The organism is Rheinheimera sp., from assembly GCF_036782235.1.
Classification (GTDB): domain Bacteria; phylum Pseudomonadota; class Gammaproteobacteria; order Enterobacterales; family Alteromonadaceae; genus Pararheinheimera.
This window is the reverse complement of the sequence record NZ_DAIPZL010000027.1, coordinates 1-15171: the sequence shown is the minus strand read 5'-3', so window position 1 is coordinate 15171 and position 15171 is coordinate 1. Positions and strand designations below refer to the sequence as shown.

Annotated in this window: 11 protein-coding genes; 7 read left to right on the top strand and 4 right to left on the bottom strand. The window is 48.8% G+C overall.

All coding sequences use genetic code 11. From position 1 onward, the window contains the following. Nucleotides 1–89: 89 nt before the first annotated feature. Nucleotides 90–497 (bottom strand): phosphate ABC transporter substrate-binding protein, encoded by a 408-nt coding sequence (locus tag V7P87_RS16540; RefSeq protein WP_333798423.1) that lies wholly within the window; start codon nt 495–497, stop codon nt 90–92. Nucleotides 498–507: 10 nt separating this feature from the next. After that, nucleotides 508–1713, bottom strand: coding sequence for a hypothetical protein (locus V7P87_RS16535; RefSeq protein WP_333798422.1), 1206 nt, complete (start codon nt 1711–1713; stop codon nt 508–510). A gap of 433 nt (nt 1714–2146) precedes the next feature. Here V7P87_RS16535 and V7P87_RS16530 point away from each other — a divergent pair, with 433 nt between their 5' ends. Then, nucleotides 2147–2485: a hypothetical protein gene (locus tag V7P87_RS16530; RefSeq protein WP_333798421.1), complete on the top strand. Its 339-nt coding sequence runs from the start codon at nt 2147–2149 to the stop codon at nt 2483–2485. Between the two features lie 60 nt (nt 2486–2545). Here the strand turns inward: V7P87_RS16530 and V7P87_RS16525 are convergent, their stop codons facing one another. Continuing rightward, on the bottom strand, nt 2546–6301 hold the full coding sequence (locus V7P87_RS16525) for a response regulator (RefSeq protein WP_333798420.1): 3756 nt from the start codon (nt 6299–6301) through the stop codon (nt 2546–2548). Nucleotides 6302–6407: 106 nt separating this feature from the next. Continuing rightward, on the bottom strand, nt 6408–6902 hold the full coding sequence (locus tag V7P87_RS16520; protein WP_333798419.1) for a TIGR00645 family protein: 495 nt from the start codon (nt 6900–6902) through the stop codon (nt 6408–6410). A 202-nt stretch (nt 6903–7104) separates the two neighbouring features. Here V7P87_RS16520 and V7P87_RS16515 point away from each other — a divergent pair, with 202 nt between their 5' ends. The 6 genes from V7P87_RS16515 to csrA all read left to right on the top strand — a co-directional run bounded on the left by V7P87_RS16515 (nt 7105) and on the right by csrA (nt 14942). Beyond that, complete coding sequence (locus V7P87_RS16515) at nt 7105–9267, top strand: S46 family peptidase (RefSeq protein ID WP_333798418.1); 2163 nt, start codon at nt 7105–7107, stop codon at nt 9265–9267. A gap of 278 nt (nt 9268–9545) precedes the next feature. Further along, nucleotides 9546–10259: a hypothetical protein gene (locus tag V7P87_RS16510; RefSeq protein WP_333798417.1), complete on the top strand. Its 714-nt coding sequence runs from the start codon at nt 9546–9548 to the stop codon at nt 10257–10259. Continuing rightward, complete coding sequence (locus tag V7P87_RS16505; RefSeq protein ID WP_333798416.1) at nt 10249–10722, top strand: regulatory protein RecX; 474 nt, start codon at nt 10249–10251, stop codon at nt 10720–10722. Before V7P87_RS16510 ends, V7P87_RS16505 begins: the two co-directional genes overlap by 11 nt. A gap of 65 nt (nt 10723–10787) precedes the next feature. After that, the gene (gene alaS / locus V7P87_RS16500) at nt 10788–13406 is read left to right on the top strand and encodes an alanine--tRNA ligase (RefSeq protein ID WP_442967984.1); all 2619 of its coding nucleotides are present in this window, start codon (nt 10788–10790) and stop codon (nt 13404–13406) included. Nucleotides 13407–13410: 4 nt separating this feature from the next. Next, nucleotides 13411–14622: an aspartate kinase gene (locus tag V7P87_RS16495; protein ID WP_333798414.1), complete on the top strand. Its 1212-nt coding sequence runs from the start codon at nt 13411–13413 to the stop codon at nt 14620–14622. A gap of 116 nt (nt 14623–14738) precedes the next feature. Beyond that, on the top strand, nt 14739–14942 hold the full coding sequence (csrA, locus tag V7P87_RS16490) for a carbon storage regulator CsrA (RefSeq protein WP_031568392.1): 204 nt from the start codon (nt 14739–14741) through the stop codon (nt 14940–14942). Nucleotides 14943–15171 lie beyond the last annotated feature (229 nt).

Sequence of the window (15171 nt, the reverse complement as noted above, 5' to 3'; positions counted from 1 at the left end):
GCCCCCTTCTAGGGGGCCTTTTGCAAAGCCACCTCCTATGGAGGTGGTTTTTTATTTTTAGCCGCGAGATCGCAGCAGTAAGCTGCAGATCAGAACTTCAGCGCTACTTTTACCGAGGCGTCCACTTTACTGGCATCCACATAACCAATTAACGACGGATTGGTCGCCACCAGTTTAATCATCTCTTCATCACTGGTAATTTCTTTAGGCGGGGTGCCTTTGCCGGTAAACACCAGCTTGGACCAATAAGCTTTGAGCTGACTGGAGGATTTTTTCAGCACAGTATCGTTAAAGGCGGTGCTGGCGGCGGAACTTTCGCTCAGCGACACAGGCACCACTGATTTACCATCTGCAAAAGATTTTTCCCGGCCAAGGAAAATTTTCGCCACAGTGGCTTCATCCAGCGCATTGCTGTTGGATGGGTGCACAATGATAGCCACTTCCGCAAAGGCCAGCTGGCTCAGCAGCAAGGCTGCTACACATAAAGTTTTTTTCATGGTTATCCCCTTAGAACACCAGATCTACACCAAAGGACACAATTTCGTAATCGCCAACGGCAGGGCGGGTGTCGGAACCATTAAAATAATCTAGCTTAATGGCCGCACTTGGGTGGAAATCGTAACGCACCGACAAGCCAACCCCATCAAACTCGCGTTGGGCAAAAGCGTTGTTGATGCCTTTGCCGGTGGCCAATAACACCGGATGTGCCACACCATTTAAAAAGTCGTGATCAGCCTTCTGGGCATAATCTTCGGTGTGCAGTGTCACCACCACATTATCAAAGCGCCGGCCAAGTGCCAGGTACCAGGATTGGTTTAGAGCATCTGTGGAGTCTTTTACAACATAATCAACATACTCGAAATCCAGCAGCCAGTTGTTGTAGTCAACGGCAAAACCGCTGAACCAATAAAAGGCATCTTTACCATCCCATCCGATGCGGGACTTAAAGTCATTCACCTGAGCACCTGTTGCCCCCATATTTTGCGCCATGGCAATGCCCGGTGCAGCCAGCGGAAATACTGTGCTGGCGTCTATACTGGCACCATCAATTTCAGCGGCAAAAACACCACCAAATAACTGCCACCAATCACCGGCCAAAGTTGCATTGGCGCTGAAAATATTATCCAGGCCAAAATCAACAAAGTTATTGGTCACAGCGCTGAATGCTTCGCCAGACCAGCCGCCGTAAAGCACTTTGGTGGACAGGCTGTAATCACCCAGATTAAATTGGCTGTCGAGTGCAACACCCTCAATAGTACTGAATTCAAAGTCGATATACACAGCTTTGGGCAATCTGGAGAAGTTGTGGGCGTAACCCACTTTTTCATATTCAGACTGGTGGAATATCGGGTTGGCAAAGCGGCCAGCACTGACCCTGTGGCTGTCGTTGAGCTGATAACTCAGATAAGCCCAGCGTGCTTCGATGTCAAAATCGTTGCGGCCTTCACCAAACAGCTGCACTGTGGCAGATAAGCCTTCACCCAAATCTGCCTGCGCCTGAATGGCAAATAAAGATTCAGGTTTAAATGACAGCTCACCTTCTTCAAAACCCGGGAAAGGTTCAAGGCCACCATCGGTGGAGACTGAGGTGCCACGAATAGATGCAAAACCATTCAGTTTTACGTCGGCCAGCAGCGGTTGGGAAAAAAGTGCGGCGAAAACTGCTGAGCTGATCAGCAGTTTTCGTTTTCCTGATAATTTAAAAGTTTTCATCGTCTGTCCTACCTTTTCTTATAGAAGCCTTCCAAGCGTAGCTGAAGTTTTTGCCACTCTCTTTCTTTTTTAAAACAATCACTTTGCGACAGATCAATAGCTGTCGTTAAACTTGAGTTGTTGACTGTTCGTCGCACTTGCTCGCTGCAGACAGCTAATCTTCGTTGCTGGGCACTTTTTAAAAAATTTTTGTGATAACTCTTTGATAACTGCTTGATAAATAACTTATATCTGCACTTTGCTACTGGTTGCCGTGCTGTCTGATAGCGCAAGCTGATGTTCGCTTAGTGAGTGGTCAGGTGCCCGGGAGTTTTCTGGCAAATCTGCTGCAGAACAAGCTGTTATAGCGTGCAGGTTGTTATCAACCTCGCAACCCGCGCTTGTAAGGTGCGCGGTGGATGCCAATAAGGCTTTATCAATCAAGGAGAGCAAGATGAAAAAATTCGTAGTTGCTGCGTTATTCAGTGTGATGGCAAGCCCGCTGTGGGCAGCGGATCTGCAGTGCCAGGTCGGTGGGGTACAGGACATTGGCTATTGTGAAACCATGATTTGGGGTCAGGCTTCTGCGCCGGCTGGTTTTTCCGTGGTGAATATCACTAAAACTGTGTCCCAGGTGATTTGGAATAAACCCACAGCCTGCAAAAATCAGGGCACTCACTGTACTTTTACCGCCCGCTCTATGCTGACTTACACAGGGGAAGCGCTGGTGTTATACACAGACGGCACTTATGAAAGCCTCAGTGCCACTCTGAGGTTCGAAGACGGTCGTTAAGCCGCGGTTTCAGATCTGAGTTTGCCCTTAACTGTGGCGCTCTTTCTTGCGCCACATTCTTTATAACCAGCGCTGCAGTTTTTCCAGTAACAGCGCAGCATCCATAGGTTTAGTGACAAAATCATTCATGCCGGCGTCCAGACATTGCTGATGAAAATCGGCCGTAGCATGGGCAGTCAGTGCAATCACAGGTAAATGTTGCCAGCGTATATCCTGGCGGATAGCACGGGTTGCTGCGTAACCATCCATTACCGGCATATGCACATCCATCAGGATCAACTGATAAGATGTATCCGCCAGTTTTTCCAGGGCGATAGCACCGTTGTCGGCAATATCCACCTCAAAACCAGCATGCTGCAAAATAATACGCGCTAACGTCTGGTTATAACTATTGTCTTCAACCAATAAAATCCGCTGTTTTTCCGCTTTAGGCAATAATGGTTTTGGCGTTTCTGTTGTCACTTTGGGGTCGGTCTGAGCTTCAGCCTGATAACAGCAAACCGCAAAACTAAAGGTGCTGCCAACACCGACAGTACTTTGAACTTCGATACAACCGCCCATCAGCCTGACCAGTCGCTGTGCGATACTTAAACCCAGTCCGGTGCCACCATACTTGCGGCTGGTGGAGCTGTCGGCCTGACTAAAAGCCTGAAACAGCTGATCACATTGTTGTTTGGTTAAGCCGATACCGGTATCACTGACGGCAAAATGCAACCAGATTTCGTTTGCGGGGGCCTGTGCCAGCCCTACGGTCACCGCTGTGGGCGGGCGGAGCTCCTGATCCACTGTTAACTTGACCAGACCACTGCCGGTAAATTTCACCGCATTACCAAGCAGGTTGATCAGCACCTGACTGAGTCGTAATGGATCACCAAGCAGCTGATCCGGCAATTTGGGGTCGATGCTAAACTGCAGTTCCAGTTTTTTTTGCCGGCTTTGTTCAATAAACAAGTCCCGCACTTGCTGCAATAAATCACTGAGCTTAAACCGCACTTTTTCCAGCTCAAGTTTACCGGCTTCTACTTTGGAAAAATCAAGAATGTCATTGATAATGCTTAATAAAATTTTTCCTGAGTTGGTGATTTTATGTAAATAAAGCTGCTGATCGGCAAAAGATTCGGTATTTTGCGCCAGTTGGGAAAAACCAATAATGGCGTTCATCGGGGTGCGGATCTCATGGCTCATATTGGCCAGAAACTCACTTTTGGCCACCACTGCGGCCTCGGCTTTACTTTTGGCCTCTGACAGCTCTGTCATCGTCTGTTCCAGATGGGCTGTGCGCTCTGCCACCAGCGCAGCAAGCCTTTGTTGTTCTCTCAGCGACTGTTGCAGCCTGTATCTGAACCACCAGGTAAATAGCGCCAGTAGAATCAATAGGGCCAGGCTTTTTGCCCACCAGCTTTGTTGCCAGGGGGTTTTAATTTTAAAGTGAAAATGATCTGCATTGCTGATATCGCCAAAAGCGTTTTTATATTGCAGTTGGAATTGATAATTACCCGGACTCAGGTTGGTGTAGTCGCGGTAACTCTCGCTGCTCCAGTCAGACCATTGTTCACTAAAACCGGCCAGTTTAACCCTGAATTGCAGATTATCGGAAGCGCCAAAACGCGGAATAGCGTATTCAAACCGCAGGTTATTTTGCCCGGCATCAAGCTTCACTTTGCCTGATAAAGGCTGGATTAGTTGCTCATTATTGATCAGTAACCTTCTTAATAATGGGGCGGGCAAGGGATTTTGTTGCTGCTGTAACATTCTGGTATCGAGCCGGAATAAACCTTCTGCGCCGCCAAACCAAATCACATCCTGCTCGTCAATCAAAATCACATCAAGCGGCGTGTCAGCTAATGGATATAAAGGTGCTGTGGTCCAGTAAAACTCAGCCTTATTGCTTGGGGATGATTCAGTCACTGGCACTGCAGCGCCAGCCTGGCGTTCGCCGGTCTGATTATTCCAGCTTAACAGCCATAACCGCTGCTGACTGTCAGTACTGGCAGAGCGAACCCAGGGCTGCTCTTTAAATAGCTGCTGATACTGTGGGTCCGGATAGAACTGCTGTAGTTGCTTATTAAAGCGGTATAAACCTGCCACTGTGGCGATAAATAATTCTTGCTGATGTAGCGACACTTCATTGCGGTTATTGCTGGGTAAACCGGATTCCTGCAAAAATTGGGTGACCAGAAGTTCAGATCTGTTCACCTTGCTCTCTACTTCTGTGTTCGGTGTTGCAATCTGTGGTAGTACTGCCCCTTTATTCAGGGGGGGATTGGCAAAACCCGGAGCTGCTTTAGGCTGCAGCCGGTAGAGGCCATGCCCAAGAGTGCCAAGCCAAAGTTCACCCTCCGGCGTTTCTATCACCGTATTGATGGTGCCGCTGACCTGAGGAACCAGACCTTCAAACAGCCATTGCCCTTGCTGTTGATACATGCTGGCAAGGCCATTTTGCAGTCCAAGCCAGACCCGGTTCGGATCGGTCACAGAACGCGTCAACACTTTGGCCGGCAGCGGCGGTTTAAATAACAGCCTGCTGCTATTGCCGTGCAGGCTAAAAATGCCTTCATTACTGGCGGCTATTAACTCCGCAGCGTCCGGTGCAGTGCTGGCAGCTTGTGTTAACTGTTGCGGTGCAAGGCTGAGTAAATTCCAGGTTTGTTGCAAAATACCGTGCACAGGCACAAACCTTGGTCTTTCATGCTTATTTTGTTCAAGCAGGAATAAACCCTGACTGGTGCCAGCATAAAGCTGCTGCTGATGACGTGCCAGTGACAACACATTACCTTTAAGGCCAAGCACATCATTGTATTGTGAAATGGCCGCCGACACTTCGACCCGTGCCAGACCATGGTCAAGCGCCAGCCACAAACCCTGCTGCTGATCCTGATATACAGCGCGGATATTATCGTTAAACAAACCGGATTTTTTATTCAGATGCTGGACCAGTTCACCCTGGCGGTTCAGCAAATACAGGCCATCTCTGGAGGTGCCTATAGCCAATAAACCGTTGCTGAGCAAAGTGCTGCAGTACATCAGCGCTGAGGTTAAACGGCTGTTAAGTGCTGTTGCCCAGGGTTGAACACCATCCGGTCCCAACAGAAAAAAGCCATGGGCTCTGCTGCCGAGTAAAATCTGACTATTGCCCCAGTCTTCGGCCAGCAGCATGCTCATGCCGCGCAAAGCGGCGGCTTGTGGTACTGGCAGCAGTTGTTTATCCGTTAATTCCAGCAAACCCTGGGCTTCATCCTGCACCAGAATACGGTTGCCGACCAAAAAGGCGCGCTGAAAATGACTCTGGCTTTGAAATACCTGAAGATCGGTATCGTTTATCACAAAAATATGCTGGCGGGCGACAAATACAGCACCTTGAGGGCTGTAAAAGGTTTGGCGCACATCCTGGAAATTACGGTATTGCCTGCCAATGCGGTCGGTCCAGGAATGATAGTGCCGCTGATCGCTGTCTGCACTGAGATAGCCCAATTCTGCCTTGGCGCCGATATAAATACGGCCGTCAGGCCCCAGTGCCATGGAGCGCACCACCGACTGATTGCCGGTTCTGATGGTGCGCCACGACACGCCGTCATACTCCAGCACGCCGGCATTATTACCGCTATAAATCAGCCCTCTGTTGTCTTGCAACAAAGCCCAGTTCTGGCTGCCGGCGTTATAGTCTTTGGGTTTGTAGTTTTTTAACAGCGGTAAGCCGGTTTCGGCCAACAGGGGGGGACTGACCAAAAACAGGATAAAAGTGAAGAAGGTAATGAAAAAAGCAGGCGCCAGCCATGGCCGGCGCTGATGGAGTTTTGCTGATGCGATTCCCTGCAACTTGTACCTCGTTCTGCGCCAGTCATGACGCTATCTGCTGCGCCTTGGTCAAACTTCCAGCAAAGGGTATAGCAGATGTATGGCAGGCACAAGCAACAGCATGTTTTTACTCTTTAACTTTCATGATTTTGTCGAGATAACCCATAGCAAAAGCCGACATCACAAAAGTAATGTGGATCAGCAGGTACCACATGATTTTGTCGTTCGGGATATTGCGGGTGTCCATAAAAATTTTCAGCAAATGAATGGACGAAATGGCGACTATGGAAGCCGCTACTTTATTTTTCAGTGAAGCGGAATCCACTTTACCCAGCCAGCTGAGTTTTTCGTCGTTGTCGTTGATATCCAGACGCGATACAAAGTTTTCGTATCCGGAAAACATCACCATCACAATCAAACCACCAACCAGTGCAATATCGATCAGTGACAACACCACCAGAATTAAATCCACTTCTTTGATGGCAAGAATGTTGGGCAGAATATGGAAAACTTCCTGAAAAAATTTAATGCCAAGTGCCAGTAATACCAGACTTAACCCCAGATAAATGGGTGCCATGATCCAGCGTGACGTATAAATCAGTCGTTCCAGCAGTTTTTCCATCAGCAAGCTCCGCTCTGTCAAAGTCAAAGCGCTGATCTGGTGCTTTTTCAACAAAAATCAAGGCTTGGCGCCAAATTGTTGCCTCAGACGCTGTACATTTTTGAAAATTATCGCACAATGCCAACCATTGCCCGCAGCAGTGCGGGCTGCAGTCCTGCGCTGTGATAGCTTCGATGACGTCTTTCCAAAGGAACCTTTTATGATGAAAAAAACCATGCTTGCAGTGGCGCTGCTGTGCGGCGCAAAGGCTGTGGCTGACGAAGGAATGTGGCAGCCGCACCAGCTGCCGGAACTGGAAACTGTATTAAAAAGCAAAGGTTTGGCCATTGATGCCAAAAGTATTGCCGAGCTCACCAGCTTCCCGATGAATGCGGTCATTAGTTTAGGTGGTTGTACCGCTTCTTTTGTGTCGAATCAGGGTTTAGTAGTTACCAACCACCACTGTGCTTACGGCAGCATTCAGCATAACAGCACGGCGCAAAACAACTTATTGGCCAATGGTTTCCTTGCCAAATCGCTGTCTGAAGAATTACCGGCCGCGCCTGGTTCCAAAGTATTTGTCACCGAAGAAGTACGTAATGTTACCCGCGATATTAATCAGGAACTGACGCCGGCACTGATTGGTAAAGACCGTTTTGACAAAATTGATGAGCTGCGCAAAGGCCTGGTGGCCGACTGTGAAGCGACGCCTGGTTACCGCTGTGATGTCTACAGTTTTCACGGTGGCCTGGAATATTACCTGATCAAACAGCTGGAAATCCGCGACGTGCGTTTAGTGCACGCGCCAGCCGGTGGTGTAGGTAAGTTTGGTGGTGACATCGACAACTGGATGTGGCCACGTCACACCGGTGATTATTCGTTCTATCGTGCTTATGTGGGCAAAGATGGCAAACCGGCAGATTTTAACGCTGACAACGTGCCTTTTACGCCACCGTCATTTTTAAAAGTGTCGGCTAAAGGGGTACAGGAAAATGATTTTGTTATGGTGATTGGTTACCCTGGCCGCACCAGCCGTTACAACACAGCTTTTGAAGTGAAAAACCAGTTTACTGAAGTGTTGCCCCTGTCAAAAACCTATCGTGAAGAAACTATTGCACTGATTAAACAACTGACCGCCGAAGGTTCGGAAGGCCGGATTAAATACGAAGCTATCCTGGCAAATCTGGCCAACTATGCAAAAAACTTCGATGGTATGCTGCAAAGCTATCAAAAGGGCAGTACACAGCAGCGTAAAGACGAATTTGAAGCTGTGTTAAACCGCTGGATCAAATCTGATACCAGCCGTCAGGCCCGCTTTGCGCCTGCAGTAAAAAACCTGCAGCAACTGATTGAAGAAGGCGCGGCCAATCAGCAGCGTGATTTGGTGATGAACTATTTTGGTTATGCCCAGATGTTCAGCACGGCACGCCGGTTATACCGTCATGCCAACGAGCAGTTAAAACCTGATGCAGAACGTGAAAGTGGTTATCAGCAGCGTGATGCCCAGCGTTTTGAAGCCGGTTTAAAACGCATGTCACGCAGTTTTGACCTTGCGGTGGATCTGGAAATTGCACTGCATTTCCTCGAGCATTACAGCAAGTTACCAGCCAAACAACGACTGGCGGCTTTTGATAAGTTTTTTGGCCTGGACAGCAGCGCCTTTGACAAAAAGCTGATGCGCGAAAAACTGCAGGCGATGTACAGCGCTTCAACCCTGGCTGATGAAGTTGAACGTTTAGCCTGGGTTGGCAAATCAGTGGAAGACTTCCAGAACAGTGAAGATCCGATGATCAAATTTGCCATTGCGATGTATGAAACTGATTTAGCAGAAGAAAACAAAACAAAAGAGTGGATGGGCAAAATGGCGGTGGCAAGGCCAAAAGTGATGGAAGCCGTGATTGCCTTTAACAAAACCCAGAATAAACCTGTGTATGCCGACGCCAACAGCACTTTAAGGGTGACTTACGGTACAGTGCAGGGTTATCAGCCAAGAGATGCGGTGAGCTACAGCCCGTTCACAACCCTCAAAGGTATCAGTGAAAAATTCACTGGTGTGGATCCTTTTGATGCACCAGCCAAACAAATGGCGGCTATTGCCAAAGGTGATTTTGCCGGTTATTTGCATCCGCAGCTTAACGCAGTGCCGGTGAACTTCTTATCGAATGTGGACACCACAGGCGGTAACTCAGGTTCACCCACCTTAAACGGCAATGCTGAACTGGTTGGTTTATTATTCGACGGTGTGATTGAAGGTATTATCGGTAACTTTGATTACGATCCGGCGCTGAACCGTTCTATCCATGTCGACAGCCGTTATATGTTGTGGCAAATGGAAAAAGTGGATGGTGCCAGCAATCTGATTAAAGAAATGGACATAGTGCGTTAAAGCGGGCTGTTATTGCCCAGATGAAAAAATGGCAGCTTTGGCTGCCATTTTTATTTGCAGGCACAGCATAGAGTCAAGGCTTTAAATGGCTGTTGGCCCGCATTGGTATTCCGGCCTTTTTGCAGTATGATAGGGCGCTTTAAAATCCAGCAATAACGCTGCCTGCGCTCAAACTAAGCCACACAACCATGCCGCTTTTGCAAAAGCGGGCTGCTCTGTTGTGGCATCAGTGCTGTGGTGCAGCGGAAAATGCCGGAGTTTTGTTTTTGGAGAAAATGATGAAATTGCAACTGGTGGTACGCCGGGCTCCGGCCATGGCTGGGGTTCGTTGGTTGCAACAGGCCTGGGCGATTTTTAAAAAATATCCGGGGCTTTGTATTCAAACCGTGATGTTGATCCATTTCACCTCGTTATTGGGCGCCTTACATCCGCTGCTGGGTGTGATAGCGGCTTTGCTGAATCCGTTTTTAACCGCAGGTTTATACCGTTGTGTGGTGGCGATGCAGCAACAACAGCAGGTGTCGATGCAGGATTTCTGGATACCGCTCAAAGACAGTAGCGTGCGGGCAGTATTTTTACGGCTGGCGGCGGCCAATATGCTGCTGAGTATTCCGCTGACGTTGCTGGCAACGCAACTGGCCACCGACATTGCCGCAGGAGTGAACAACCTGGGACTGATGTTTGTGTTTGTGATGCTGCTCAGTTTAGTGATGATGATGTTTGCTTATGCGGTGGCTATTGCGTATTTCTTAAAAGAAAAACGTTTATTTCCGATTTTGCAGGCCAGTTTACTGGCATGCTGGCGTAATGTGCAGCCGCTGACCATTTATGGTTTGCTGGCGATTGGTTTATTGATGACCGGTATTCCAACTTTGTTTTTTACCTGGCTGTTGGTGTTGCCGTTATTGTCGATCAGCTTTTTTCTGTCGTTCAGCGAGTTTTTTGCCTTAACACCGGCGTCAGACAACAAGGTGGAATATCTTGAAGTCTGAGCAGCCTGATCAGATTACGCCGCCGACTTTGGCTGAACTGAAAAAAATCGCCATCGATTTATTAAGCCGGCGCGACCACAGCAAACAGGAGCTTGCACAAAAACTGCAGACAAAAGGCGCTTTGGCCGACGATATTCAGCAGGTGCTGGACTGGTGCAAAGCAGAAAATTACCAGAGTGACGAGCGTTACGCGGCGCTGCTGGTGCGGTCAAAAATAAACAAAGGTTATGGCCCGTTGTATCTGGCGCAGGCAGCAAGAGAGCAGGGCATCAGCAAAGAATTATTAACGCAGACCCTTGAATCTCTTGAGGTGGATTGGTTTGCGCTGGCGCTTGCCCAATACCAGAAAAAATATGGTGACAAGCCGGTAACAGATTTTCAGGATAAACAAAAACGCATGGGGTATTTGCAGCGGCGTGGTTTTAACGGCGCGCAAATCCAATACGCATTAAAGCCGGCGTAGCTGATAACATCAGTTCAGCGACAAAGGGCAGACATTACAAAGATAGTTAGGATTTGCATATGTACATGACATCAGCGCAACTTCGACGCGCATTTCTGGATTATTTTGCCAGTAAAGATCACCAGGTGGTTGCCAGCAGTTCTTTGATCCCGGGCAATGACCCAACCCTGCTTTTTACCAATGCCGGTATGGTGCAGTTTAAAGACGTGTTTTTAGGCCAGGATAAACGCAGTTACACACGTGCTGTGACAGCGCAGCGTTGTGTGCGTGCCGGTGGCAAACATAACGATCTGGAAAACGTCGGTTATACCGCCCGTCACCACACCTTTTTTGAAATGCTCGGTAACTTCAGCTTTGGCGATTATTTCAAGCGTGAAGCCATTGCTTTTGCCTGGGAATTTTTAACCGAAGTGGTGAAATTACCCAAAGAAAAACTGTGGATCACTGTGTATGCCACAGACGACGAAGCTTTTGATATCTGGACCAAAGAAATTGGTGTGCCGGTCGAACGTGCTATCCGGATTGGCGATAACAAAGGTGCGCCTTATGCGTCAGATAACTTCTGGGCTATGGGGGATACAGGTCCTTGTGGCCCTTGCACCGAGATTTTTTATGACCACGGCGACCATATCTGGGGCGGCCCACCGGGTTCACCGGAAGAAGACGGTGACCGTTTTATCGAAATCTGGAACAACGTGTTTATGCAGTTTAACCGCCACGCCGATGGCCGGATGGAACCGCTGCCAAAACCAAGCGTGGACACCGGCATGGGTCTGGAACGTATTGCTGCTATTTTGCAAAACGTACACAGCAACTATGAAATTGACACCTTCCAGGGCCTGATCAAAGCTGCTGCTGCTATTACCGGCACCACAGATTTGGATAATAAATCGCTGCGTGTGATTGCCGACCATATCCGCTCTTGTTCTTTCCTGGTGGCTGATGGTGTGATGCCGTCAAACGAAGGCCGTGGTTATGTGCTGCGCCGTATTATCCGCCGTGCTGTGCGTCACGGTAATCAGCTGGGCGCCAAAGGGGTATTTTTCAGTAAGCTCGTCGCTGAACTTGCAGTGCAGATGGGTGAAGCCTATCCGGAGCTCATTGAAAAACAAGCCATGATTGAAAAAGTGCTGCGGATGGAAGAAGAGCAGTTTGGCAAAACACTGGAACGTGGTTTGTTATTGCTCAACGACGCGCTGGCGAATTTAGCAGGCAGCACTGTCATTCCTGGTGAAGTGGCCTTTAAGCTGTACGACACTTATGGTTTCCCAATCGATTTAACGTCTGATGTAGCGCGCGAACGTGGTTTTACTGTGGATCAGGCTGGTTTTGAAGCGGCAATGGAAGCGCAGCGTAAACGTGCACAGCAAGCGTCAAACTTTGGTGCTGATTACAATCAGGCGTTAACTTCAACAAATGTCACCGAATTTACCGGTTACAGCGAAGAACATGGCAATGCCAAAGTGGTCGAAATTCTGCGCGACGGTGAAGCTGTGACTTCATTAATTGACGGTCAGCAAGCGCTGATTGTGCTGGATCAAACACCATTTTATGCCGAGTCTGGCGGCCAGATCGGTGACAGCGGTGTGTTAAAGCTGGCGGATGGTAGTGTATTTACCGTTGTTGATACCATCAAAGTGGGCAAAGCTTTTGCGCACAAAGGCACACTGGCCGGTACTTTACAGTTAAACGATCGGGTGGAAGCCGTGATCGACAGCGCACGCCGTGACGCTATTAAGAAAAACCACTCGGCAACCCACTTGTTACACGCTGCTCTGCGTCAGGTGCTGGGCGAACACGTCACACAAAAAGGTTCATTAGTTGGGCCTGAGCGCTTACGTTTTGACTTCTCGCATTTTGAAGCGGTGAAAGCCGACGAAATCCGAGCTCTGGAAGTGCTGGTGAACCAGCAAATTCAGCAAAACCACGAAGTCAGCACCCGTCTGATGAATTTAGAAGCGGCCAAAGCGGCTGGTGCTATGGCGCTGTTTGGTGAAAAATACGATGACGACGTGCGCGTATTGTCGATGGGCGCTTTCTCTACCGAACTTTGTGGTGGTACCCATGTAGCCCGCACCGGTGATATTGGCCTGTTTAAAATTGTGGTGGAAAGCGGCATAGCGGCAGGTGTACGCCGTATTGAAGCTGTGACAGGTGAAGGGGCTATTGCTCATTTACATAAGCTGGAGCAACAAGCGCAGCTGGTGGCGTCAATGCTTAAAGGGGATGTGATGAGCATTGCCGAGCGTGTCACTCAGGCGCTGGATAAGAGCAAAACACTGGAAAAAGAACTGGAACATGCCAAAGCCAAAATGGCCAGTGCTGCCGGCGCGTCTCTGCTTGATAAAGTAGTGCAGATCAACGGCGTGAAAGTGCTGATTGCTGATTTACCAGGTGCCGATGCCAAAGCTTTCCGCACTATGGTCGATGAGCTGAAAGTGAAATTAGGCTCAGGTGTGATTCTGCTGGCTACAGCAGCGGATGATAAAGTGAGTTTAATTGCCGGTGTCACCAAAGACTTAACCGACAAAGTGCAGGCCGGTGCTTTAATTAGCTGGGCGGCAGAGCAAGTGGGTGGTAAAGGCGGTGGCAAACCAGATTTAGCCCAGGCCGGTGGTACCAATGTGGCAGCCTTACCTGGTGTGTTGGCTGCTGCAACCGGCTATTTAAGCGCGAAGCTGTAACAGCGTGGCATTATTGGTACAAAAATTCGGTGGCACCTCAGTAGGTTCCACCGAGCGAATTGAAAGGGTGGCGGAGCTGATTATCCGCACCATTCAGGCTGGCCATAAGGTAGTTGCTGTGGTGTCGGCTATGGCAGGCGAAACCAATCGTCTGCTGGGGCTTGCCCAGCAAATTGACCCCAAGGCAGCAAGCCGTGAACTGGATGTACTGGCTGCCACAGGCGAGCAGGTCACTATTGCTTTGCTCGCTATGGCATTGATCAAAAGGGGATATCCCGCCGTATCTTTGTTGGCCGATCAAATTTGTATTCACACCGATAATAAATTTGGCAAAGCCCGTATTACCTCGGTAGACAATCAGCGGTTATTACAGGAGCTGGAGCAGGGTCATATTGTGGTTGCCGCCGGTTTTCAGGGGCGTGACTTTGAAGGGAATGTGACCACTTTGGGCCGGGGTGGTTCTGATACCTCGGCAGTTGCTCTGGCCGCGGCGTTAAAAGCTGATGAGTGTCAGATCTATACCGATGTGGATGGCGTTTACAGCATAGACCCGCGTATTTGTGCCGACGCCAAAAGGCTCAGCCTGATGCCCTGCAGCCATATGCTGGAGCTTGCCAGTGTTGGCGCCAAAGTGCTGCATTCAAGGTCTGTGGAGTACGCAGCGTTGCACAGGGTGCCGCTTCGGGTGTTATCCACCTTTAAACCCGACGCCGGTACTTTGATTACCTATGAGGACGATTTAATGGTGTTGCCGACAATTTCCGGCATTGCCGGCCAGACGGGCGTGACTTTATTAAAGTTGCAGCAACTGAGCACCAGCCAATTGCAGCAGGTGATGCACAGTCTGGCTGAGCTGAATATCGAAACCGATATGCTGCAGCAGGACGGTGAATGGCCACAGCAGCTGACCCTGAGTTTTAGTCTTGCCACGGCAGATTTAAGCCAAGTGACTGATGCTGTGCAGAAAATAACAGAAAATAGTATGGTTTCTCTGCATCATCCGCAGCAGAACCTTGCTAAACTGTCGGTCGTAGGGGTTGGAATCAAATCCGATCCAATGTTATTGGCCAAAATATTCAGCATATTGCATGACATGAATGTGCAAATTTGGCTGATGAGTAATTCAGAAAGTCGTTTTTCAGTGTTGATCGCCGCCGAGTTGCTGGAGAAAGTTGCCAGGGCGCTGCATCAGGCTTTAGTCACCACAGAGAATTAATCCCAGGATTTTCATAAATTTGAAGCCTGAGTTATGATTGGAACAAGGACGCGACGGCAGTCAGACCAAGCGTCATTCAGTACAGCTGGAATTTTTAAAAGGATAGGAGCAAGCGAATGCTTATTTTAACCCGTCGTGTTGGTGAAACCTTAATGATCGGTGATGAAGTGACTGTCACTGTGTTAGGTGTAAAAGGTAATCAGGTTCGGATTGGTGTGAATGCACCAAAAGAAGTCTCTGTACACCGTGAAGAAATCTATATGCGAATTCAGGCAGAAAAAGGTACACCAGGCAGCTATAGCCAGGATGATGATCAATAATTCTGTTGCGCTAAATAATTGTTTTATTTGTTTTACTGAGTGATTTTTGCCCGTATTCGTTATTAATTGTTCAAATTGCTTAAAAGGTCGGCAAACAAACTTTTAAGCGGGAAAAAATGTTTGACATATTTTCCCAAGACATTAATATACGCACCGCAACGTAGCGCGGAGAGATGGCCGAGTGGCTGAAGGCGCACCCCTGCTAAGGGTGTATAGGGGAAACTCTATC

Coding starts and splice junctions, on each gene's coding strand:
- csrA (WP_031568392.1), top strand. CDS start 14,739: ATGCTTATTTTAACCCGTCGTGTTGGTGAAACCTTAATGATCGGTGAT.
- V7P87_RS16530 (WP_333798421.1), top strand. CDS start 2,147: ATGAAAAAATTCGTAGTTGCTGCGTTATTCAGTGTGATGGCAAGCCCG.
- V7P87_RS16535 (WP_333798422.1), bottom strand. CDS start 1,713: ATGAAAACTTTTAAATTATCAGGAAAACGAAAACTGCTGATCAGCTCA.
- V7P87_RS16540 (WP_333798423.1), bottom strand. CDS start 497: ATGAAAAAAACTTTATGTGTAGCAGCCTTGCTGCTGAGCCAGCTGGCC.
- alaS (WP_442967984.1), top strand. CDS start 10,788: ATGACATCAGCGCAACTTCGACGCGCATTTCTGGATTATTTTGCCAGT.
- V7P87_RS16520 (WP_333798419.1), bottom strand. CDS start 6,902: ATGGAAAAACTGCTGGAACGACTGATTTATACGTCACGCTGGATCATG.
- V7P87_RS16510 (WP_333798417.1), top strand. CDS start 9,546: ATGAAATTGCAACTGGTGGTACGCCGGGCTCCGGCCATGGCTGGGGTT.
- V7P87_RS16515 (WP_333798418.1), top strand. CDS start 7,105: ATGAAAAAAACCATGCTTGCAGTGGCGCTGCTGTGCGGCGCAAAGGCT.